The sequence below is a fragment of the Gilliamella sp. wkB178 genome (genome assembly GCF_001690705.1).
GTDB lineage: Bacteria > Pseudomonadota > Gammaproteobacteria > Enterobacterales > Orbaceae > Gilliamella > Gilliamella apicola_K.
In genome coordinates this window covers 173,551-196,907 of the sequence record NZ_LZGK01000011.1, presented here as the reverse complement: position 1 = coordinate 196,907, position 23,357 = coordinate 173,551, and the positions used below count along the sequence as shown (strand labels likewise).

29 protein-coding genes are annotated in these 23,357 nt (G+C 35.6%); all 29 read left to right on the top strand.

Annotated features, from left to right (window positions below):
• Positions 1-101 precede the first annotated feature (101 nt).
• The 29 genes from A9G13_RS02420 to A9G13_RS02275 all read left to right on the top strand — a co-directional run bounded on the left by A9G13_RS02420 (position 102) and on the right by A9G13_RS02275 (position 23,323).
• Entirely contained in the window at positions 102-494 is a 393-nt protein-coding gene (locus tag A9G13_RS02420) for a hypothetical protein (RefSeq protein ID WP_065556028.1), read from the top strand.
• A 382-nt stretch (positions 495-876) separates the two neighbouring features.
• Positions 877-1,176 (top strand): hypothetical protein, encoded by a 300-nt coding sequence (locus tag A9G13_RS02410; protein ID WP_065556026.1) that lies wholly within the window; start codon positions 877-879, stop codon positions 1,174-1,176.
• A gap of 25 nt (positions 1,177-1,201) precedes the next feature.
• A complete protein-coding gene (locus tag A9G13_RS02405; protein ID WP_141670847.1) occupies positions 1,202-1,456 on the top strand; it encodes a hypothetical protein in 255 nt (84 codons plus the stop codon).
• 690 nt (positions 1,457-2,146) lie between these two features.
• A complete protein-coding gene (locus tag A9G13_RS02395) occupies positions 2,147-2,512 on the top strand; it encodes an HNH endonuclease (RefSeq protein WP_065556023.1) in 366 nt (121 codons plus the stop codon).
• A gap of 94 nt (positions 2,513-2,606) precedes the next feature.
• Positions 2,607-3,092, top strand: a complete 486-nt coding sequence (locus tag A9G13_RS02390; RefSeq protein ID WP_065556022.1) for a phage terminase small subunit P27 family — start codon at positions 2,607-2,609, stop codon at positions 3,090-3,092.
• 2 nt (positions 3,093-3,094) lie between these two features.
• Positions 3,095-4,819, top strand: a complete 1,725-nt coding sequence (locus A9G13_RS02385) for a terminase large subunit (protein ID WP_065556021.1) — start codon at positions 3,095-3,097, stop codon at positions 4,817-4,819.
• Positions 4,813-4,995 (top strand): hypothetical protein, encoded by a 183-nt coding sequence (locus tag A9G13_RS02380; protein WP_065556020.1) that lies wholly within the window; start codon positions 4,813-4,815, stop codon positions 4,993-4,995. The genes A9G13_RS02385 and A9G13_RS02380 overlap by 7 nt, the downstream gene beginning before the upstream one ends.
• Positions 4,995-6,251, top strand: coding sequence for a phage portal protein (locus tag A9G13_RS02375; protein ID WP_065556019.1), 1,257 nt, complete (start codon positions 4,995-4,997; stop codon positions 6,249-6,251). Before A9G13_RS02380 ends, A9G13_RS02375 begins: the two co-directional genes overlap by 1 nt.
• Positions 6,239-7,174, top strand: a complete 936-nt coding sequence (locus A9G13_RS02370) for a S49 family peptidase (RefSeq protein WP_065556018.1) — start codon at positions 6,239-6,241, stop codon at positions 7,172-7,174. The genes A9G13_RS02375 and A9G13_RS02370 overlap by 13 nt, the downstream gene beginning before the upstream one ends.
• A 72-nt stretch (positions 7,175-7,246) precedes the next feature.
• The gene (locus A9G13_RS02365; protein ID WP_065556017.1) at positions 7,247-8,524 is read left to right on the top strand and encodes a phage major capsid protein; all 1,278 of its coding nucleotides are present in this window, start codon (positions 7,247-7,249) and stop codon (positions 8,522-8,524) included.
• A 67-nt stretch (positions 8,525-8,591) separates the two neighbouring features.
• Positions 8,592-9,122 (top strand): Ig-like domain-containing protein, encoded by a 531-nt coding sequence (locus tag A9G13_RS02360; protein WP_065556016.1) that lies wholly within the window; start codon positions 8,592-8,594, stop codon positions 9,120-9,122.
• A 13-nt stretch (positions 9,123-9,135) separates the two neighbouring features.
• Positions 9,136-9,444 (top strand): head-tail connector protein, encoded by a 309-nt coding sequence (locus tag A9G13_RS02355; protein ID WP_065556015.1) that lies wholly within the window; start codon positions 9,136-9,138, stop codon positions 9,442-9,444.
• 3 nt (positions 9,445-9,447) lie between these two features.
• Positions 9,448-9,774 carry a phage head closure protein gene (locus A9G13_RS02350; RefSeq protein WP_065556014.1) on the top strand — a complete coding sequence of 109 codons (327 nt, stop codon included), beginning with the start codon at positions 9,448-9,450 and terminating at the stop codon, positions 9,772-9,774.
• Complete coding sequence (locus A9G13_RS02345) at positions 9,771-10,187, top strand: HK97-gp10 family putative phage morphogenesis protein (RefSeq protein ID WP_065556013.1); 417 nt, start codon at positions 9,771-9,773, stop codon at positions 10,185-10,187. Before A9G13_RS02350 ends, A9G13_RS02345 begins: the two co-directional genes overlap by 4 nt.
• On the top strand, positions 10,184-10,510 hold the full coding sequence (locus A9G13_RS02340; protein WP_065556012.1) for a DUF3168 domain-containing protein: 327 nt from the start codon (positions 10,184-10,186) through the stop codon (positions 10,508-10,510). The genes A9G13_RS02345 and A9G13_RS02340 overlap by 4 nt, the downstream gene beginning before the upstream one ends.
• 61 nt (positions 10,511-10,571) lie before the next feature.
• Positions 10,572-11,072: a phage tail tube protein gene (locus A9G13_RS02335; RefSeq protein ID WP_065556011.1), complete on the top strand. Its 501-nt coding sequence runs from the start codon at positions 10,572-10,574 to the stop codon at positions 11,070-11,072.
• The gene (locus tag A9G13_RS02330) at positions 11,072-11,446 is read left to right on the top strand and encodes a phage tail assembly chaperone (RefSeq protein ID WP_065556010.1); all 375 of its coding nucleotides are present in this window, start codon (positions 11,072-11,074) and stop codon (positions 11,444-11,446) included. Before A9G13_RS02335 ends, A9G13_RS02330 begins: the two co-directional genes overlap by 1 nt.
• Entirely contained in the window at positions 11,389-11,739 is a 351-nt protein-coding gene (locus tag A9G13_RS11310; RefSeq protein WP_218059144.1) for a phage tail assembly protein T, read from the top strand. The genes A9G13_RS02330 and A9G13_RS11310 overlap by 58 nt, the downstream gene beginning before the upstream one ends.
• A gap of 2 nt (positions 11,740-11,741) precedes the next feature.
• On the top strand, positions 11,742-15,044 hold the full coding sequence (locus A9G13_RS02325) for a tape measure protein (protein ID WP_065556009.1): 3,303 nt from the start codon (positions 11,742-11,744) through the stop codon (positions 15,042-15,044).
• Between the two features lie 49 nt (positions 15,045-15,093).
• Entirely contained in the window at positions 15,094-15,681 is a 588-nt protein-coding gene (locus tag A9G13_RS02320; protein WP_141670846.1) for a hypothetical protein, read from the top strand.
• Between the two features lie 66 nt (positions 15,682-15,747).
• The gene (locus tag A9G13_RS02315; protein WP_065556007.1) at positions 15,748-16,077 is read left to right on the top strand and encodes a phage tail protein; all 330 of its coding nucleotides are present in this window, start codon (positions 15,748-15,750) and stop codon (positions 16,075-16,077) included.
• On the top strand, positions 16,074-16,790 hold the full coding sequence (locus A9G13_RS02310) for a phage minor tail protein L (RefSeq protein ID WP_065556006.1): 717 nt from the start codon (positions 16,074-16,076) through the stop codon (positions 16,788-16,790). The genes A9G13_RS02315 and A9G13_RS02310 overlap by 4 nt, the downstream gene beginning before the upstream one ends.
• A gap of 6 nt (positions 16,791-16,796) precedes the next feature.
• Positions 16,797-17,516, top strand: coding sequence for a C40 family peptidase (locus A9G13_RS02305; RefSeq protein WP_442902784.1), 720 nt, complete (start codon positions 16,797-16,799; stop codon positions 17,514-17,516).
• On the top strand, positions 17,459-18,010 hold the full coding sequence (locus A9G13_RS02300) for a tail assembly protein (RefSeq protein ID WP_065556004.1): 552 nt from the start codon (positions 17,459-17,461) through the stop codon (positions 18,008-18,010). Before A9G13_RS02305 ends, A9G13_RS02300 begins: the two co-directional genes overlap by 58 nt.
• A gap of 3 nt (positions 18,011-18,013) precedes the next feature.
• Positions 18,014-20,857: a host specificity protein J gene (locus A9G13_RS02295; RefSeq protein WP_065556003.1), complete on the top strand. Its 2,844-nt coding sequence runs from the start codon at positions 18,014-18,016 to the stop codon at positions 20,855-20,857.
• Positions 20,858-20,864: 7 nt separating this feature from the next.
• A complete protein-coding gene (locus A9G13_RS02290; protein ID WP_065556002.1) occupies positions 20,865-21,185 on the top strand; it encodes a hypothetical protein in 321 nt (106 codons plus the stop codon).
• Positions 21,182-21,880 carry a hypothetical protein gene (locus A9G13_RS02285; RefSeq protein ID WP_065556001.1) on the top strand — a complete coding sequence of 233 codons (699 nt, stop codon included), beginning with the start codon at positions 21,182-21,184 and terminating at the stop codon, positions 21,878-21,880. The genes A9G13_RS02290 and A9G13_RS02285 overlap by 4 nt, the downstream gene beginning before the upstream one ends.
• 14 nt (positions 21,881-21,894) lie before the next feature.
• The gene (locus tag A9G13_RS02280; protein WP_065556000.1) at positions 21,895-22,989 is read left to right on the top strand and encodes a prophage tail fiber N-terminal domain-containing protein; all 1,095 of its coding nucleotides are present in this window, start codon (positions 21,895-21,897) and stop codon (positions 22,987-22,989) included.
• Between the two features lies 1 nt (position 22,990).
• Entirely contained in the window at positions 22,991-23,323 is a 333-nt protein-coding gene (locus A9G13_RS02275; RefSeq protein ID WP_065555999.1) for a tail fiber assembly protein, read from the top strand.
• Positions 23,324-23,357: the final 34 nt, after the last annotated feature.

Genomic DNA, 23,357 nt, shown 5'->3' with positions numbered 1-23,357 from the left:
GCATATGGCATTTACCCTACTCTGGCAAAGAAAATATATTCATGTTTAAAATAAATTATTTTCTGTTTGTGATAGAATCATATTATAGATAGGGGATAGATATGCTATTAATATATATGAATGGTTACGTTGAGGCCGACTATTGCAAAGATGTATGGAATCTATATTTTAAAAATATAAATATAGATAACAGTCGAGAGGTGATTTCTTTTATAAAAGATCGTCTTGAAATTGATCCATGCATTTCACAAGGTGAGGTCGATAAATCAGGTTGTTTTATAGAGTGGCAAGCAAGGCTTTGCGAATATATTATTGATAATAAAATAAATTATTTTTATTTGGATTGTGATCTTATTTCGATTAATCGCGGGCGATCTATTGAAATATATGAAAGATTAATCCCATTTATCCAAAAATATGAAAAAGGGCTGGATGTAAATGGTGTTTATTTTGATAATAAGGGTTTTAATATAAAAATCACTCAGCTAATTTGATTAATAGAGGTCAACAAACATTACATTACGCTACAGAAATAGTAACATTTAACGGGTAATCTTTTTATTTACCCAAAAATAAATAACTATTCATGTTTACCGCATAAAGTATAAAAATTTACGTGGTACCAAACTTAAAAACTGCATAATTAATCATTACTGGGAATTGGATTAAATAAATGAAGCTAGTTTACTGGGAAATTGGTGCTTGGATGGCAGGTGAAGAACGACCTCCGTGTGAAGTGATAAGATCGCTTGGAATAACTTACAGTTCATCTCAAGCGAATCCAATCGCAGATAATTGGTTTTTTTATGACGTGGATAACTTGCCAGAATCGTTACCCGACTATATAGAAATTAAATAACTAAGGCGAACACCAAAATGAACGTTGATACTGACAAATACAATTCTTTAATTTATATGGTTATAAACAAGCTAGGTGATTTAGGCGTAAATAACAATGCGCGCGAAGTCTGTATTAGCTCAACGCATTCAAGTGAATTCTTGAGAATATTTTTAGTAATAGATGATAAAGAATTTGGAGACATCTTCTCAATTGATGATGATGTTGATTTTGTTGCAGATAAAATCATAGGTAAAATGCTCGAAAACGTAATAGGAACTAAAACCGTTACAGATACCGTTCATGGTATTACAAAAAAATATCTTCAATTTAATTAGAAATATTTATAGAGAAACATCTTTCATGAGCAATAAACCATTATCAAAAGAAGAATTGACGAATCTAATTGCAGCTAAACTCAAAGAGATTATGGGAGATTGTTTTAAATCTGTTGAGATAGAAGATGAATTTTATAATGGTTATTGCAGCAATTCAAAAGCTCTAAAAGTATATGATGATAGCGTTTATTTTGAAGAATCAAAATTAATTATAACGTTATCTAATGATAAGAAATTTTTTATATCATCATCAGAATGGGGTTTTATCGGGGAAGTCTGACCAATAAATAACTATTACTAAATATTTAATCAAACCGCTTAACTGCGGTTTTTTTATGTTTAAAGGAATCTAAAAATGATAATTAGAAATTTGTTTGTTCAATCTGTTTTATTTCTAGGGTTGTGCTTATGTGTTTTAACTCGAAATGAGTCTTTAATGAATGTGTATGTAGTAACTGTTTGGGTCTTGTTTATTTTAGCTATTGCTGTTAATGGATGTTTAGTCTTGTTGGTGCTTGACACGAATAAGCTAAATCCAAATCAAATAGCTAAAATAGTAAAATCGTTACAGATAAGTAAATCTAAAAAAATAATTAATTTGTTAGTAAATATATTCTCAATTGTATTACTCGCATACTTTGGATGGTTATTCACTGCTGCATTTTATGTTCTTGGTTTGTTAATAATAATGTTCTTGATGTATTGCATAATGTATCAACTAAAGCCGCGACTTTTTTAATAATTTAAAATTGAGGTATTAAATTGAAATGTAAAGCAAAAGGTTGTTGTGTATGTGCATATTCTGCCAGTGGTTATTGTGATAAACATCTGTATATGATTAAAGCAAATAAAATAACTGACAGAAAGTTCTCTCTAATCTGTAATAAAAAAGGATGCAAAAACATAGTTCAAAAAGGTAAGCTTTACTGTTCAGTTCATGACCGTTCCATATCTAAAACAGGAGTTAACAATGCCACCAAGGACCCCAAAAGCATGTAGAAAGCAAGGATGTCCTCGCGTCACAACAGATGTATCAGGTTATTGTTCAACGCATAAACCGTCAGATAGTGGTTGGGGTAGATATCAAAAAGGGCGTAGCCGACACGAAAGAGGTTATGGTTCAGCGTGGGATAAACTAAGAGAACAGATTTTACAACGTGATAAATATATTTGTCGCTGTGATGAATGTCAACGGTTAGGTTTAATCAAAGAAGCGACTCATGTTGACCATATTATTGCCAAGGCTCATGGTGGTACAGATGATCCAAGTAATCTGCGTGCTATTAATAAAGAATGTCACAAAAAGAAAACGGCAAGAGAAAGATATAATAGGTAGGGGGGTTCAAATCTCTACAGCTTTTGCCCTTAGGGACCGCCCCCCTAGTCAAATTTTTACAACCGCGAAAAATGAACTTTAAATTGGAGATGTTATGGCTGGTGCAAGCGGACGGTCAGGACGTAAGCCAAAACCAGTTGCAATTAAAAAGCTCACAAACAATCCAGGTAAACGAAAACTTAACAAATATGAACCAACATTTACACCAATAAAAGGCGTTAACCCTCCAGAATGGTTTGTAGAAGCTGAATTGCACCTCGCTATTATCATGTGGAAACTTACTGCAAAAGAATTATGTGCGGAAGGTTTATTGTGCGTGACCGATTTAAGTATTTTAGAACGTTGGTGTGTTGCATATGAATTTTGGAGAAGGGCAGTAATTAACATTGCTCGACAGGGTAATACTGTTATTGGTGCAACTGGTGGGCCAGTTAAAAACCCTGAGTTAACGGCTAAAAAAGAGCAAGAATCAGAAATGAACACAACTGGTGCGTTGTTAGGATTGGATCCTAGTAGCCGTCAACGTTTGATTGGGTTAGCTACTAAAGAAAAATCAAACAATCCGTTCTGTAATCTATAACTATGGCTAAAAAATCATATAAAAATGTTAATTCAGCAAATCAATATGCAAGAGATGTAGTTAAAGGGAAAATTATTGCATGTAAATATGTAATTGAAGCATGTCAACGACATTTAAATGATTTAGAACAAGAAAAAAAACAGTCTTTTAAGTATAAATTCAATAAGGATCTTGCAGAAAAAGCATGTAAATTTATTCAATTATTGCCACACACGAAAGGGGATTGGGCATTTAAACGAATGCTAATTACACTAGAGCCATGGCAATTATTCATAATTTGTTGTGCGTTTGGTTGGGTTCATAAAAAAACAAATTTACGTAGATTTCGTGAAGTGTACACGGAAATTCCGAGAAAAAATGGTAAATCAGCTATTTCAGCTGGAGTTGGGTTGTATTGTTTTTCGGCTGATAATGAATTTGGGGCAGAAGTTTATTCAGGCGCAACTACTGAGAAACAAGCATGGGAAGTGTTTCGTCCAGCCAGGTTAATGTGTAAACGGACGCCTTTACTTTGTGATGCATTTGGAATAACAGTTAATGCATCTAATCTTAGCCGAATTGCAGATGGTGCTCGCTTTGAACCATTGATCGGTAATCCTGGTGATGGTGCCTCTCCTCATTGTTCGATAGTTGATGAATATCATGAGCATGATACGGATGCCCTTTATACAACCATGCTGACAGGTATGGGCGCACGGAAACAACCGTTGATGTTTGCAATCACAACTGCAGGTTATAACATCGAAGGTCCATGTTACGACAAACGTCGAGAAGTTATTGATATGTTAAATGGTTCAGTTCCTAATGATGAACTATTGGGCATTATTTATACCATTGATGAAGGTGATGATTGGACAGATCCTAGATCGCTTGAAAAAGCAAATCCAAATATTGGCGTGTCAGTTTATCGTGAGTTTTTGATAAGCCAACAACAAAAGGCGATTAATAATGCTAGGTTGGCCAATGTTTTTAAAACAAAACATTTAAATGTTTGGGTTTCCGCAAAATCAGCTTTTTTTAATATGGTTAACTGGGCTAATTGTGAGGATAAAAATTTATCCTTAGAACAGTTTGAAGGGCAATCCGTTATTCGTGGATATGATCTAGCCCGAAAATTGGATATGAACAGCGGAGTTAAATTGTTTTATCGAATCATTAATGGTAAACGACATTATTATTCAATAGCTCCTAAGTTTTGGGTCCCTTATGACTCTGTTTATAGTGCAGATGTTGAGGACCGAAAAACAGCGGAAAGGTTTCAAAAATGGGTTAATACAGGTCATTTAACTGTTACTGATGGTGCTGAAATTGATTATCGTGAAATTTTACATGAAGCAGTAGAATCAAATAAGGATCATCCTGTTGTTGTTTCAGCGATAGACCCTCATGGCGCCACAAATTTATCACATCAACTTGCAGATGAAGGATTGAATCCAGTCACAATAATTCAGAACTATACAAATTTAAGCGATCCAATGAAAGAATTGGAAGCAGCTATTCAGTCAGGACGCTTTCATCATGATGGGAACCCCATCTTGACTTGGTGTATCAGTAACGTGGTTGCTAAATATTTACCAGGTAATGATGATGTTGTGAGACCAATAAAGGAACACAATGAAAATAAAATTGATGGGGCGTTAGGTTTAATCATGGCTGTTGGTCGAATTATTTTATCTGATCAAGAAGATAACAGTTCAATTTACGAAAATTCGGATGTCTTATGTTAAATATAATTATATTTATTGTCGGTATTTTAGGTGGAGTTTTGGTTTCGTATGGTGCGTGGTTAATAATGCCGGCATATGGATTAATTACTGCAGGTATTATTTGTATTACGTGGTCATATATTGCATCCAAATTTATTGCAAACTCACGATCACTTGATGATAAAGAAGGTTCATAATGTTTACCCCGTCAATGTTTAAGTCTAAGCATAAAATTCCACAAGGTAACGCTTGGCGTTGGATTAGCTCCGTTACTGGAAAATCTAGTACCGCCGGAGTGATGGTGAATCGTGATACAGCATTTGCTCAAAGTGCTGTTCAGGCGTGTGTAACGCTTCTAGCTGAATCAGTCGCTCAATTACCATGTGAGTTATATCGACGTGGTAAAAATGGACAACGTGAACGTGCAACTGATCATCCTCTATATGATCTAATTCACAGTCAACCTAATAAAAAAGACACAATTTTTGAGTATAACGAGCAAAAACAAGGTTTTTTGGGGGTTGAAGGTAATAGTTATTCATTAATAGAGCGCGATGGGAAAGGGTATGTGACGGAATTAATTCCTGTTAACCCAAAAAAAATTCAGGTTTTAAAATCTCCAGATGGATTACCTTTTTACAATCTACTAGAACACAATGAAATTGTACCAATGCACATGGTCCATCATGTTAAGGCTTTTTCATTTGATGGTTATGTAGGCGTATCACCTATACAAACTAATGCTGATGTTATTGGGTTGGGAATAGCTGTAGATCAACATGCCTCTCAGGTGTTTGCTAACGGTACTACCATGAGTGGAGTAATTGAACGTCCAAGCGATGTTAAGCCCATAGAATCTCAAGAAAAAGTGGACGCTATTTTAAATAAATGGAGAGAAAAACACAGTGGGATCCGTAATGCATTTTCAGTAGCTTTATTGCAAGAGGGTATGACTTATAAACAATTGGCGATGGACAACGAAAAAGCACAACTATTGGAAAGCCGGCAATATGGAGTAATCGAAGTTTGTCGGTTGTATAAAGTTCCTCCTCATATGATCCAGTCATTGGACAAGGCCACATTTAGTAATATTGAGCATCAAGGGTTACAGTTTGTTATTTATACACTATTGCCATGGTTAAAACGCCACGAAGCAGCAATGATGCGTGATTTGTTATTACCGTCAGAACGTAAAGATTTATATATTGAATTTAATGTATCAGGATTACTAAGAGGTGATCAAAAAGCTCGATATGAATCATATGCAATTGGACGTCAATGGGGGTGGTTATCTGTCAATGATATCCGAAGAATGGAAAATTTAACTCCAATACCTGGTGGAGATACTTATTTAACACCGTTGAATATGGTTGATACATCAACATTAACAGGAATTGAAAAAGCAACTCCATCTCAACTAAAAGAAATAGAGACAATACTATGCCGAAATTAATTAATTATCCTCATTTAGCAAATCAGGTTTTCGGAGTGCCACATTATGCTACTCCACAAACGTTAGATGCAGTAAAAGCTGTTGTAATACCTCGTTTATTAAGTGGTTCGTTATCAGAATCAGAAATTGATCTGGGAAAAATCAATTTAAGTACAAATGTTAATGGAAGCACAAAGATAACAACTAATGTAAATCCAGTAAAAGTAATCTCCGTTCATGGTTTGTTGACTACACGTCGAGGATCTATTAATGCTGCGTGTACTGAACTAGTTAGTTATGAAAGTTTACGAAATGTCATCAGTCAAGCATTAAATGATGACTCAATAAAAGAAATTGTTCTTGATATAAATTCTGGTGGTGGTGCTGCAACTGGTTGTAAAGAGTTAGCTGATTTCATTTATCAATCCCGTGAAATAAAACCAATAACCGCAATTGTTAATTTCTATGCTTTTTCTGCGGCATATTTCATAGCGTCAGCATGCTCTAATGTCATTATTAGTGAAACATCAGGTGTTGGATCAATTGGCGTGATTATTGAACACATGGAAACATCAAAACTGGAGGAAAGTGTAGGTTTGAAATTCACCACGCTATATCGGGGTGATTTTAAAAACGCAGGATCAAGTCATGAACCATTAAGCGATCCGGCACTAGAATTTCTTAATGGACAATTGGATTGGACCTATAAATTATTCACTGAATCTGTTGCTAAATATCGAGGTATTGATGTTCAAAAGGTTATTGATACTCAGGCTAAATGTTATTTTGGTAATGACGCAATAAACACTGGGTTAGCAGATCAGATACAAAACCCACAAGATGCAATTAATACAATAGCAGCAAAATATCATCAAGATACAAAGCAAAATTCAAGTAGTATCAAAATTCGTGCTAAGGCGATTGATAACGCATCACGACTCTAACAATTAATATTTTTTACTCTCATTTCAAGCGACTTCGGTCGCTTTTTTTATATCTAAATAAAAGGTGAACTCATGTCTAAAATTCTAGAATTACGACGAAAACGTGCTGAAGTAAATAATAAAGTACAAACTTTAGCAAAAAAAACGGAAACGGAAGTTGGTTTAACTGCTGAGGAATCAACTCAATTTACTCAACTCTGTTCTGAGTTTGATGAAATTAGTGCTCAAATCGAACAGCTTGAAAAAGCAGAAAAAATGCAAGCGGTTGTAGCTCAACCAGTGACGACTGTAAATGCTCCATCAGTTGTTGTTAAACAAGATCTTAAAAAATATCCTGGTGCAGGGCTGGCCAGAATTACTATGTCTATTGCTGCAGGTAAAGGTAATTTGGCTGACGCGGCAATATTTGCAGAAAAAGAAATCGGTGATAAAGAAGTGGCAATGGCAATTAACACCACACAATCATCAGGCGGTGCATTAATTCCACAGAATTTATATAGTGAAGTTATTGAACTATTGCGTGATAAAACTGTTGTGCGAAAACTTGGTGCTCGCACAATTCCATTGCCAAACGGGAATTTAAATCTGCCGAGGATGTCGGGTGGTGCAACAGCATCTTATGTTGGGGAAGGAGATGACGCAAAAGCGACTGAGTCAAAATTTGATGATGTTAAATTAACAGCTAAAACAATGATTGCGCTTGTACCTATGTCCAATCAATTAATTGGTCATGCTGGTTTTAATGTTGAACAAATGGTATTAGCCGACGTACTATCAGCAATTGCTGTACGTGAAGATAAAGCGTTTTTACGTGATGACGGTAGTAACAATACACCGAAAGGCTTCAAAGCAACAGCTATGGATGCTTTACGTAATGTTGACTGGACTGGTGCTGTAAATTTGAATGCAGTTGATGCGTATTTAGATTCATTAATTCTAAAATTAATGGAGTCAAACAGCTTAATGATCGCTTGCGGATGGGCCATGTCACCGCGAACATGGATGCACTTATATGGACTTCGTGATGGTAATGGAAATAAAGTTTATCCGGAAATGTCACAGAACATGTTAAAAGGCTATCCAATTGAACACACTAACGCTATCCCTGCAAACCTAGGTCAAGGGGGAAATGAAACTGAAATTTATTTTGCCGACTTTAATGATGTTGTAATTGGTGAAGATGGCAACATGACTGTTGATTTTTCTCGAGAAGCAACTTATGTAGATGCTAATGGTAATCACGTTTCTGCTTTTTCTCGAAATCAGTCGCTAATTCGTGTTGTTACAGAGCATGATATCGGGTTCAGACACCCAGAAGGATTATCTTTAGGAACTAAAGTTGCTTTCTAATTTAGTTAGTTTAATTTTATCAATAATAAAGCCATCAATAAGATGGCTTTATTTTTAGGGGAAGATTATGACAAAAAGTAAAGATGTAGTTACAGATGCTCAATTATCTGTTTTATTAATTGATAAAGAGAGCATATTGGCAAATGGAACAGATCAGGCAATTATTACTGTCCAATTAAAAGATTCAAACGGAAATGATGTTAAACCATCAGGTGAAGATAAAGTTACACTGATTTCTGAAAATAAAGGTACTTTGTCTGAATTAACTATGAACAATGATGGTGTATTTACTTGCACCGTTTCATCAACAACAGTTGGTGCAGAAAAATTTGGTTTTAGTTTGAATGATGTTGTTAATCAAAATCAAGTTGAATTGAAATACGTAGCAGAACATAGTGGATTACCACCAACACCACCAACACCACCAACACCACCTAAAACACCTAAACCGCCTAAAAACCCTCAAAAAGATGTCAAAATTATTGTTGAATTCCTGTGTCCTTTTAGTCGGTATTCAAAAGGTGATATTGCAGGGTTTGACGCTAATTATGCAAACGAATTAGTGGAAAAACGAAAAGTAGCCAAATTTTATAAATAATTGAGACTTCAATATGATTGTTGACTTAATTGATGTAAAAAACTTTCTTCAAATTGAGACGGATATAACTGAACATGACTCAGTTATATCCGCATTGATTGAAAGTGTTCATAGGCGAATAGAAAGAGAATGTAATTGCATATTTATAACAAAAGGTGAGGTAATCCCTACTGATAATAAACGTTATTTTGTTGCAGAAGCTGATGTTAAACTTGCAATAAAAATTTTGGTTTGTAACTTATTTGAAGGTAGAGGTAGTGGAGAAATTCCTTCTCATGTTGAAGTTATGTTACATCCTTTTAAAGAACATGCAATAGGATAAATTATGCAACCTGGTCGCTTACGTAATCGTATCAGTTTTCAAAAAAAAACAACAGAAAAGGATGAATTAGGACAAACTGTAGAAAGATGGATTGATGTTTATACTCTTTGGGGGGTGGTAACGGATCAAACTGGTAGAGAGTTTAATGCTAGTCAAACAGAGTTATCTATAACAAATTGTACAATCACTGTTAGAAAATATAAAAATGTTTTAATCACTTCTGAAATGAGGGCATGTTACAACGGTAACATTTATAATATTAAAGCTATTCTAACAAATGAAAGGCAAACTTATCTGCAATTACCATGTCAAAAAATGGAATTATCATGATTAAACCAACATTATCATTTAAAGGTTTTCAATCCCTCGATGCTGATTTCAAGCTGCTATCTAATTCTGAACAACGGAAAGTGTCAAGAAAAGCCGTTAGGGCTGGTGCTGTTGTTTTCCGTGATGCTGTTCGTGCTAGTGCGCCCATCAGAACAGGTAAGTTAAAAAAATCTATTTCTGTTGATACTGTAAGAGGGTCATTAACCGCAGGTGTTAAATTCAAAAAGGTCCGCGTCAAAAGAGGTAAAGGGAAAAAAACAACTCCGTTTTATTGGTCTTTTGTTGAAAATGGCACATCGAAAATGTCAGCACGTCCTTTTGTTCGTCCGGCTTTTGATGCTAACGTAAAAAAAGCTGAAGATGCCGCATTTGAGCAATATTTAAAAGATATCGACGAGATTTTTTCAAAATGATAGAAACTAAAATAAATGAAGCTCTAAAAGCCTTGTGTGATGGGCGAGTAAGTCCATTAATAGCACCACAAGGAACAAGCCCACCTTATGTTTGTTACACAAAAGTTTCTGCCGTTTATGATGATGTTATGTGTGGACAATCATCAGTTGAATATTGTTTTCAGATAGATGTTTATGCAAAAACCTTACTTGAAGCAGAAAACATAAAGCAACAAGCATATGAAAGCCTAAAACCATTAAAACCATTCAATATTGTTAATCGTCAAGATTACGAACCAGAAGCCGAACTCTATCGCGCTACATTAGAATTTTATATTCAATAAACAATCAATTTTACACTTTATGCCGCTTAACTGCGGTTTTTTTATTTTTGGAGATATTAATATGTCTGAAGTTCAAACAGAAGTTAAAAGCGAATACACAAAGACACGAGATATTGGCGTATTTGTTAGTAATGCCCCATCACTTAAATTTATAACATCGGCAATGGCAAAAGTAGGCCTTGAGGGGACTGTTACCGATTATTCTATGACTGCCCCAGAGGGTGAAGAAATTGACGTTTCTACACTAGCATCTATCACTAAAGAGACAATCAGCGGATTACCAGCCGAACCAACAGTGTCAATGAATGTTAATTTTGTGGTCGGTAATGCTGGTCAGAAAATTTTACGCCAGTCTTATGATTCAGGTGAAAACTATGCATTTCAGATCAAATATGAAGACGGCAGTTCTCTTGATTGGATTGCGCGTGTTACTAGTTATGAATTTAAAGGTGCTAAAAATGGCATTGTAACTGGCTCATTTTCATTCAAAGTCAAAGGTAAATTCCAATTTACTGAACCAACACCAGTGACACCGTCAAGCCGATCTACGGAGACTAAATAATGAATTTAAAGGAAATTATTACTGCAAAAAATTCGGGGTTTCGTACTAAAAAGGTTGAAGTTCCGGAATGGGGGGTAACCGTATCGGTCAGAGAGCCGTTACATATCAATCTAAATCGTTATATTAAATCAATTAGAGATATTTCGGAAGATGATAAATTAACTGAACGCGAAAAAGATATCCAAAATATTAAATCTGAGGCTATTTTATTTGCATCTGTGCTAATTGATGATAATGGTAATTTGCTTTTAAATGATGGCAATCTTGAGGATTTAATTAAATCCTATGGACCAATTCATACCCGAGTTCTTGATCAATCTATTGCTTTAACTGGGTTATCAAACAAACCTATCGAGGAAGCAGAAAAAAAGTAGATTCTGACCCTGAACTTTTTTTCAAACTTAAACTTGCACTCAGGCTCGGTAAAACTCTCGCCGAGCTTGAGCAATCACTATCTTCTCGTGAATTCTACTACTGGGTTGCATTCGACAGAATAAACCCAATTGGGGACGAGCGTCACGACTGGCACTCTGCACAAATTACATCAGCTATCTATCGTTCACAAGGTGCAAAAGTCGATTTTGATGACTGTTTGATGAAATTCAGAAAAGAGAAAAAAGAGCCTGTAAGTATGTTTGAGGCGTTATCTAATTTATTTGGAAAATAACTATGGCTACATTGCGAGAATTGGCGATACGAGTTACCGCAGATTCATCATCATATCAACGAGAAATGAATAGGGCGTCACGTCTCGGTACAGATTATTACAAAACAATGGAGGAACGCTCACGCCGTTTTGATTCATACATTGCTAGTAATAATCGCTCAATTCAAGCAATGAACATGCAATTAACTCAGTTGAAATCATCAGCATTAAGCGTTGCCACTGCTTTTGCCGGTGGTTTTGCATTCACCAGTATTGTAAACATGGCTGACGACTGGGGACAAATGGCTGCTCGTGTCAAAATGGCTATTACTTCAGTAGAAGGTTCGGCTGATAGTTATAACCGAGTGCAAGATCGGTTACTTGAGTTAAGTAATCGTAATGCTAAATCAATTAGTGATTCACAAGAATTATATGTATCTACCGCATCATCAATGCGTGATTTGGGTTATAGTACTGAACAAACACTTGATTTCATAGAATCAATGTCAAACAGCTATACATTAAATGCAACATCTGCTGATAAAGTGGCGAGTAGCATTAATGCTATAACTAAATCAATGGTTACAGGTAAAATCAGTAACGAGCAGTGGAAACAGTTAATGACATCCACACCTAACATCGTTACAGAGTTATCTAATTCAATGGGTTTGGCTGAAGTAAATATTAAAAAACTAGGTGTAAACGGTCAAATTTCAATGCGTCAATTAGCAGATGCAATGATAGCAGCTAAAGATCGAACAGGTGAACTTGCTGACGGCATGGGTAACACTGTTAAAGATGGTTTCACTCAGATATCAAACAGTTTCCAACATTTTATTGGTGAATTAAACAGTAGTAAGGGTATTACACAAAGTATTGCTAGTGGATTAAGAGTTGTTGCGGATAATATCAATTTAGTTGCTGGTGCTGGTGCGGCTTTTGTTGGAATCGGATTATCTCGATATATAGGTGGTGTATATACTTCATTTAAAAATGCTACAGTAGAAATAATTAACAATGCAAATGAGACAAGAGGAAATGCTTTAGCTCAAAAACACCTAGCAGAAGCTGAACTCCAACAAATAGCAGTTGAAAAGCAATCTATTGCTACTTCAAAATTAGCATTAACAGCCAGATCTCAAAATATTACTAGTATTCGATCTGGCATACACATAAGACAAGCCATATTAAAACTTGAAGCTCAAGAAATAGCTTTAAATGAAAAAGAAATACAGGCTAAAAATAGGCTAGCAGTAGCTAATAAGCAAGCTGTTCTTTCTAATAATGGGCTAAGTATATTATCTCGGACAGGTAGTGGGTTATTAGGATTGTTAGGTGGCCCTGTAGGGCTGCTCTCAACGGCTGTATCTGTTGGTGCAGCATTTCTAATGATGGGCGACGGTGCTGATAAAGCTAAAGAGCCGATTGAAGAACTACAGTTACCACTTGATCAGCTTCTCGCAAAATATAAAGAAGTCGATAAGGCCAGACAACAATCAATTACATCTGGCTTACAAACAGAAATAACAGTAAATGTTAAAGATATTGATGTTAATATCGATGATATTAAAGATCAATTGAAAGATAATCTATCCGAATTATTGGTTTCATATGATGGATCAAGTGCATCGTTTTATCTATCTCCATCTAACAAAGCAGCAATCGATAATTATGTACAAGGGATTGATTCTCTAAAAAATAAGGTAAAAGAAGGCTCTATATCTTCAGCTGAATTTGGACAGAGTTTGTATGATTTGGGTCAAAAATTAATTACAGCAACTGGTGGTGGTGAGCAGTTTAAAATATTAATTGGGAATATCACTGCTAATTTATTACAAAACACTCAAAAATTAGCTGAAAATAAAGAAAAATTGGATGCTGTTGGCCAAGCATCATCTGAAGCTGCGACTGGAATAAAACTACTAGATACAGCATCATTTCCAAATTTAGATAATCAATTAGGTACACTTAGTCTGCAACTTGATGTAAATAAAGTTAAATCGGAAAATGGTGCAGAAGCAGCATTTGTTTTAGCTGGTTTACAACGAGCGGCAGGTGATGCTGCACTTGAACATGCAGCAGACTTAATTGCACTAGCGAAAGGGCAAGATTTATCGGGGGAAATGACTGATGAACTCGCTCAAAAACTATCTGAGTTTGCAAAAAAACTGCATGAAAGTTTTAAGCTACAAGAGGGTTTTAAGCATACAAAAACAGGCAAAAGCACCGCAGATATTTATAAAACGCAACTTGATCGGCTTAATAATCAGATCAATGCTTATACTGATATCACCGAATTGCAAAAAATACGCCGCCAGATGGCAGATGGTGAATTAAATAAGCTATCTGAAATTCAAAAGAAAACATTGGAAACAAAAGCCATTGAGCTAGACAAACTTAATGCCCAGAAAGAGTATAAATCAATTCTTGATTCGTTGCGTAGTCCTGTTGAACAACAACTTGATACCTATAAAGAACAATTAAGCATTATCGAAAAAGCTAATCTTTCATTGCAACAGCGTGAAGAATTACTTGATAAGATGTCTAAAAAGGCGATGGAATCAGCTCCTACTTTCAGTTTCCAAAACTCATACAACGGTATTGGAAGCGATTTACTGAATGTCGCGGAAGATGATAAAAAGTTGCGCGATTGGAACGAGCAACAGCTACAAATTCAACAAGAGTTATTGAATCAGAAAAAAATCAACCAGCAAGAATATGCTAACGCAGTTGTTAAAATTGAAGAAACAATGCAGAAAAAGCAAAAGGACATTCAATCTGCATACACTTTAGCTACACTTGGAACGTTTTCAAGCTTAACTGGCTCAATTGCTGATATGTTCAAAGAAACAGCAGGTGAATCATCAGCAGCTTATAAAGTAATGTTTCTTGCTAGTAAAGCGGCATCTATAGCACAAGCTATCATTAGTACAGAAGTAGCAGCTACAAAAGCATTAGAATTTGACCCTACAGGAATTATGTCAGGAGTTACAAGAGGGCTAGGTTACGCATCGGTAGGTATTATAGCGGCACAAACTATAGCTGGCATGGCTCACAGCGGTATTGATAATATTCCTAAAGAGGGAACTTGGCTATTAGATAAAGGCGAACGTGTTATTGATGCTCGCACTAACTCTGATTTAAAAGATTTCTTGCAAGCATCTAGTAAATCTGGAGGAAATATAACTGTTACAGTGCCAGTAAATGTTGGTAATAGCGGATTAACGGAAGATGATGCAAAAGCATTTGCTGGAATGATTAAACAATCTGTATTATCTATAATTGATGATCAACAAAGACCAGGCGGAAAACTAAATAGGCGTTGATTTAATGGGTGGATTTTCATACTATTGTCTAAAAATTAAAAAGGATAGTATGAAAAAGATCTTATTTTTAATTCTGTTTTGTTTTCTAAGTATTGGTTGTAATAAAAAAGAAACTAAAATTGAACTACCAAACCAACTGAAATGGGGAATGAGTGTTGATGACGTAAAGCTTAAAGGTGTCGATATTTCTTTGAAAGGGGAAAGCAAGAATCATAATAATCAATATTATTTAATTAAATCTGAATCTTTTCCTGAACTGAATTTTAAAATTGTTATATTTAAACAAAATAACGGATTAATTAATTATACTCAAAATAGTAATTATTATTCTTCCCCAACAGTTATTAGTGATGAGAGTTATGATCCAACAGGTGAAAAGGCAATATCATTATATAACTCATATATTAGTAAATTTGATAAATTATATTATTCAAGTTCTGTTAACAAAAGCATTGATCCTCGCGATAATTTTTGGGTTAACCCTACATGTGAAGGGGATAGACCATGCATAATTTCAGAGAAAATGTACACAGATAATATTGATACCGAATTAAAAATTACTCTATCTGTAATTAAAGCTGAAAATAGTATAGATAATGTAGGTATTGTACAAATTTCTTTCATAAAAAAAGAATAATAAATTTAATTAACCAAATTTATGATCTAACCCGCTTCGGCGGGTTTTTTATTGTCTGGAGAAAATATGGAAACATTCAATTGGGATGTAGCACCCGGTATTAATGAAAAAGCCGAGCCAAAAGTGAAAATAATTAAGTTAGGCGATGGCTATGAGCAACGTACCAAAGACGGTATAAACAACGACTTGCGTTCATATAGTGTAACGCTAACTGTTCCGATAGATGAAGCCCCACCGATTGATGATTTCTTAACTAGACATGGCGGAGTTAAAGCATTTCTATGGAAAGAACCTAACAGAAATCGTCTAATCACAGTTAAATGTCCATCGTGGTCATCAAAAGTTATGCACACAGCTAAAACAATCACCGCTACATTCGAGGAGGTAGTTGCATGACTTCACCTGTACCTACAGAAACACTCAAATTACTAACCAAGTTTGAGCAGGGAGCTATTCTTGATTTGTACGAGGTTAATTTATCAAAATTTGCTAATGAGCGATTAATTTTCAGATTTCATGCAGGATTAAATCAATTAAGAAAAGCTATTATATGGCAAGGTAACACTTATGAGCCGTACCCAATCCAAGTAACAGGGTTTCAAAAAAATGGACAAGGAACGAGTAATAGACCAACGATGGTAGTATCAAATGCTTTTGGCTTAATGACAGGACTAACAAGTACCTATGAAGATTTGCTTGGTGCAGTAGTTACTCGGCGTCAAGTTTTAGCTGAATTTTTAGATGCTGTTAATTTTGAATTTGGTAATGATAAAGCTGACCCTACTCAAGAAATTGTATCTCAATATATAGTTGAACGTTCGTCAAATTTAATCCCGAGCGAATCAGCTACATTTGAATTAGCGTTACCATGTGAAAGTGACGGAGTAATGTTACCAGCCAGAGTAATGATTGCGCACACTTGTTGTTGGCGGTATCGCAGTTCTGAATGTAGTTATACAGGTGGCGCGGTTGCGGATGAACGAGATAATCCAACAAACGACATAACTAAAGATAAATGCTCTTACACTCTTACTGGTTGCAAACTTAGGTTTGGCAAAAACGGTATTCTTCCTTTCGGTGGCTTTCCTGCCTCAGCAAAACTCTCTTAATTAATTATGAAAACACAAATTTTATATCACGCTAAACAATGCGGTGAGGATGAGTGCTGCGGTTTTGTTATTGATAATAAAACGTACATTCCATGTGACAACATATCTAACGACCCTAAAAACCATTTTGAAATCTCACCTGATGATTGGATAACAGCAGAAGAACAGGGCGTTATAACCGCAGTTGTTCACTCTCACCCTGATGGCTTACCAATACTTAGCGAAGCCGACCAAATTTTCCAGCAACAAACGGCGGTGGATTGGTGGCTCGTTTGTGATAACCAAATTCATAAATTTAGGTATATGCAACCTCTTATCGGTCGTGAGTTTATACACGGCACAACAGATTGTTACACGTTATTTAGAGACGCATATCATTTATGCGGTTTTAACTTTCCAGACTTCCATCGTGATGATGATTGGTGGGATAACGGACAAAATCTTTATCTAGATAACATGCAATCCAATGGATTCCATCAAGTAAGTATATCTAGTTTACAAGAAGGTGACGTAATCCTTTTCTCTCTCAATAGTAAAACCGTTAATCACGCAGCTATTTATATCGGTAACAACTTAATTCTCCATCATTTACCTAAACGGCTATCAAAACGCGATTTATTCAGTGGCTATTGGTTAAAAAACTATCATTCAATCTGGAGGCATAAGCAATGGCAACCGTCAAATTTTATGGCAATCTTAAACAATATGGCGATAAATACAAAATAAATGCTGATACAGCAGCAGAAGCCCTCAATTGTCTATATCTACAAATTATAGGACTTAAAGAAGATATTAAAAAAGGCTATTTTCGCGTCAGAATCAATAAAAAAGACATTTCAGATAAAACACTTCATTTTGGGCTTAAATCTCAACTTCCTCACAATTCAGTAATCCACATTGTACCAGTTACTGCCGGTGCTAAAAGTGGCGGTATTTTTGGTGTTATAGCCGGCGTAGCAATGGTGGCTGTAGGTGCATGGACTGGACAATATTGGTTAGTTGGGATGGGTATAGGAATGGCGGTTGGTGGTACCGCAATGATGTTAACTAAAACACCAAAAATGAAAAATGCGTCAAATGATGAAGGCAAAAAAAGCACATCGTTTTCTAATTTAGATAATACAGCCGCACAAGGGTCACCTGTTCCACTTCCTTACGGTGAAATAATGGTCGGGTCAATGGTTGAATCAGTAGGCGTTGAAACAATGGACGTGGAGTGATAAATGGGTAAAAGTTCAGGAAAGGCCAAAACGCCACGCATTGAAGCTGACAATCTGGAATCAAAACAACAGTTAGCTATCATTGACGTTATCGGGGAGGGGCAAATTGAGGGTCCAGTTGGTGGGTTAAAAGGTGTTTTTTTAAATAAAACCCCGATTCAAGCAGAAGATGGTTCGTTTAATTTCAGCGGTGTTGAAGTTGAATACACAACAGGTACACAATCACAATTACCTTTATCTGGTTTTTCCGAAACGCAAAATGAAATACCGGTTGGGTTAGAAGTTAAACAAACAAATCCTTTGGTTAGAACTATAACCGACCCGTATGTCGATCGTGTTCGCGTAACAGTTGGCGTTTCAGCTTTATATAGTCAAAATAAAAGTGGTGATGTTTCAAGAACATCAGTAAGCATGGCTGTGCAGATAGGTTCAGGTAATAGCTGGATCACAAAAAAAACAGTAAATCTCACAAACAAAAAAACACGTTCTCAATATTTAACTTCAGTGATTTTAGATAATTTACCTAAAGCTCCTTTTAATATTCGAGTGGTTCGTATAACGCCAGATAGTAAAGACGATTTACTGGTAAATAATACTGTTTGGTCGTCATACACTGAAATTTACGATGTTAAATTGTCATATCCAAATACCGCACTTGTAGGGTTAAGGTTTGATTCATCACAGTTTAACGGTGTACCCTCTAGAACATATTTAATTCGAGGCATCAGGTGCAAAATACCAAATAACTATGACCCAATATCACGGACTTATAGCGGATTATGGTTAGGTGAGTTTAAAACTGAATGGACAAATAATCCAGCATGGATAGTCTACGATATTCTCACTAATACTCGTTATGGCATGGCATATCGCTTTGGTCAATTCTCAGTTGATAAATTCATGCTTTACTCGATAGCTCAATATTGTGACCAACTTGTTGATGATGGATTTGGAGGTAAAGAACCACGTTTTACCTGTAACTGTTATATAACAGAGCAATCACAAGCCTACGATTTGATTAATAACTTTTTCTCAATTTTTAGAGCGATGCCAATCTGGGATGGTACACAGTTAACCGCTGTTATTGACAGACCAAGCGATACCGTTGCTATATATACTAATGCAAATGTGGTTGAGGGAAAATTCAGTTATTCATCTTCAGCAATGAAAGACCGCCATACAGCTGCGAGAGTTAAATATATCGACCCTGATTATGGATGGCAACCAATCCCAGAGTATGTTCCTGCTGATGATGAAACAATTAATCGATTTGGATTAAATATTATTGATGTTGAAGCGTTTGGTTGTACATCTAGAGGGCAAGCTCACAGAACAGGCAAATGGATAATCACTACAGAAAAATTTGAAAAGCAAACTGTAACTTTTTCAGTTGGTCGTGAGGGCTTGCGGCATTTACCGGGTGACGTGATTGAAATTTTAGATAATGAATATGTGATGTCTCAATCTGGAGGTCGAATTGTCTCAGCCGTTGATAATATTGTTACGCTTGATAGAGACGTAGAAATTGATAAAAAATCATATTTATCTTATCAAGATATCAATGCAAAACTAGTAAAAGTCAAAGTCGTTTCGCAAAAAGCACCAAACACTTTAGTTTTAGAGCAAAATGTAAATACCGACCAATGGTCAACATGGATTTTAACTAATGTTAATGTATCGTCACGCTTATTCAAAGCGATATCTATCGCTGAAAACGACGATGGTACTTATTCTATAACCGCATTACAGCACGAGCCAAGAAAAGAGGCAATTGTTGATAATGGGGCTGTTTTTGCACCAGAAAACAATCAATCTATTAGTTGGGGTATTCCGCCTATAGAAGGTCTTGCAGTATCAGTCACCCCAGACAGCGACGAATATCAAGCGGTGCTTTCATGGACAACGCCAAGAACAATGAGCCATCTTGAATTTCAGGTCACTATTTTGCGCAATAGTAATTTAGTATCTCGCCAGACAGTGCCTGAAATGTGCGTAACGATGAAAAATCTTGATGAAGGTAAATATACTGCATCAGTCAGAGGTATATCAACAGAAGATGGTCGGCTTGGTGATGAATCCACAATAGTCTTTTCAATTTTAGCACCGGAAACACCAACTCAACTTGTTTTCGCATCAACAAGTAACACTGTCACAATTAAGCCGATTATGTCATCTAATGTCGGTTTGGGTACGATATTTGAGTATTACAAAGGTTCAACACTTGATGAAGTTAAAGCTATGACTAACTATCTGGGTAGAACTTCTAATAAGCTAATTGATGCTGATGTACAAGCGTCTACAACTTACTATTACGGTGTAATTGCAGTTAATGCAGCAGGGCGATCCGGTATGTGTACAGGCTCAGCGACAACAGCCGATGATACAGTCGGCACAGCAGGTGGTATTTTCAGAATAAAAACCAATGACGGTGTATTTCCTAAAAATAATGATGATGCAACCAAATTATTTCATGATGTTTTAGAAATGTGGCCGTCACGAGATACCGTGTTGATTGTTTATGCAGAAGATGGCAACGGATTAATCATAAAGAAAGAAGCAAAAATGTATGACGGCGCAAAATGGATTGAGCCTGCATTATTTCTGGATGGTGGATTAATCGCAACAGGCTCGATAAATGGCGATCGGTTAGTAGCTTATACTGAAATCAAAGCCCCTATTATTAAAGGTGGTGAAATTAATATAAATGATTTATTCAAAGTAGATCGATTGGGTAACGTATTAATTAAGTATCAAAATGGGAAAGCGTCAATGATTCAACAAAATGATTTAATTCAATTAACTGATGAAAATGGTGTTATACGAATGAAACTTGGACGATTGAGGTAAAAGTAAAATGCAATATGGGTTAGAAACATTTGATAAAACTGGTGTAAGCAACAATACTGGGTGGTTTATTTCGTCAGGAAAATTAATTTACTTAGATGTTGGGGTCACTAATGCTGTGTATACGTTTGAAGATCGACAAAGCATGCAACTTAAATTTATTTATTTGAGTTACATGAATATGGCTTCGTCAAGTAATGGTCAATACAGAAGGGTTTATGTTTCAAATAATAGCATTATTGTCGAACCAGCAACCAAACCAACCGCAGGGTTTGGAAATTTTCTAGCGACTGGAGCTTATATTCTTGCTTATTTTAGGAGACTGCAATGAGCCGATATGGTGCATATTTGTTAGATGAAAATGGGGATGTGTTTTATGAAGACGGAATGGATGTCATAACGTTCAAGGATAAAATTTCAATTAGACTGGATTCAACTGAACATAAAACTATTGGGTTTGATTTAATGACGCCGTCAACGATTCCCATTATTCCTTTTATTAAATACCGATCAACTGATATTAATAATCCTGATTCACCGTATTGTGAGTTAAAAAAAAGTGACAATAATAATTGGAAACTTCTTTTTGTTTTTATCGGTTATGGTTTTACTTGTGATGTCGATATTTACATTTTTTCAATCAATCTAATTCAACCAATACCTAAATATGGGATGGCATTATTCAATGAAAATGGGATGTGTGTTCTAACAAATGAAACAAAAAGATTAAGTTTAGCAAATAGTGGTGAAATCAATTCATTTAAAACAAATATGATATTAAATGGTAGCTATGCAGTTTTCCCTCAATACAGTGGAGGAATAGTTCTTACATGGAGAGATCCCCAAGGTGGTGATGTTAGGATATATGACATAGATTATAGCTATGCTGCTGTTTCTAATGGCAATCAAACGCGGATATATGGAGGCGCTGGGACATCTGCGGGGCCTGGTGGAATTATATCCGACTCAAGCTCTCATGACGAACATTCACCTTCACTTTATATAGATACAACTCCATATGATTAATTTAAGGTAAATTTATGGCAAAAATTTCAGGAATTTTAACAGATGGGGCAGGACAAATCATTAACGACTGCACTATCGAGTTATATGCAAAAAAAACAACAAGCAAGGTACTTACTCAAACTCAAGCGTTTAAAGTTGCAAATAATGGTAGTTATTCAATGAATGTACTGCCATGCGAGTATGATGTGAGTCTTATTATAAATGGCTTCCCAAAGAAACGTCTTGGCACAATTCAAGTTTATTCTGATTCTCTTGATGGCTCTTTAAATGATTTTTTATTAAACCCGTCTGAAAGTGAAATTACTCCATCGTTCTTGCAACAGGTTGTAGAAGAACGTAAGAAGGCACAGCTTGCTGCAAATGATGCTCGTAATTCAGCATCGACAATAGATATATCCAATTTTTTCCCATACCGCGGTTATCTTGATAATAAAGATATTAGCTTTTTAGGTGCAGTGAATAAAGGTGTATATGTACAAAACTTAGATGAAAAAGCATTACCAGAATTACATTACCCAATTAAAATGGCTGGAACATTGACGGTATTACCAACGTATGTTGGTGGCAACGGTTGCGTTCAAATATATACAACTTCAAGTTCTAGACAGTTTATAAGAAATTATACTGGGGGATTTAACGGTGGAACATGGGGACCATGGATTGAGCAAATAACAACAGTGAATGCCTCTGCCGATATTGTTGGTGCTTTACCTGCGGTTAAACTAGGTAATATTTATAATGTAACAAGTCAGATTAACTTTAATTCAAACCCCAAAATAGCAGGTATTGAACCGATTTATATTGTTGAATCATATATAAATGGTGATAGTTGGTATAACGTATACTCAAACGGGTTTATAGAGCAATCTGGCGTTATTTCAGTGAATACAGATGTAATTCAAGAAGCCAAATGGACGGCAATTAATTTATTAAAACCAATGAAAACAAATAATTATGGAGTTGGTGTTGATTTATATGCTAGAGGTGGGCCATGGGGCTGGGTTAAATTTGCCTGTGGTAGTACAGATTTCAATTCATTTGTGCTTTTTTCATACACGGACATAAACCCAGGCATAAATTTAATTCGATGGACGGTAAGAGGTTATTAACATGACATATACAAACGAAGAATATGCAGACATGGCAATAAAAGCGAATGAAGAAGGAAAACTGCTAAAAGAGGTAAAAGGAAAACTAAAACTAGTCGAACCAGAGCCAATGGCTTTAACGAATGAACAACTAATCACACAAAACAAAGCAAAACAAAATTCATTAGTAAGCGAAGCTAACGAGAAAATAGCAGTACTTCAGGACACTATTGATTTAGAGATGCAAGAAGATAATGAAGAGGAACAGCTAAAACAGTGGAGAAAATACCGCATTTTATTAACTCGTGTTGATGCATCAGATATTAATGTAGTATTTCCGGCTAAGCCCGAATAAATCAATATACTTAATTTAGATATTAGGGATAGGG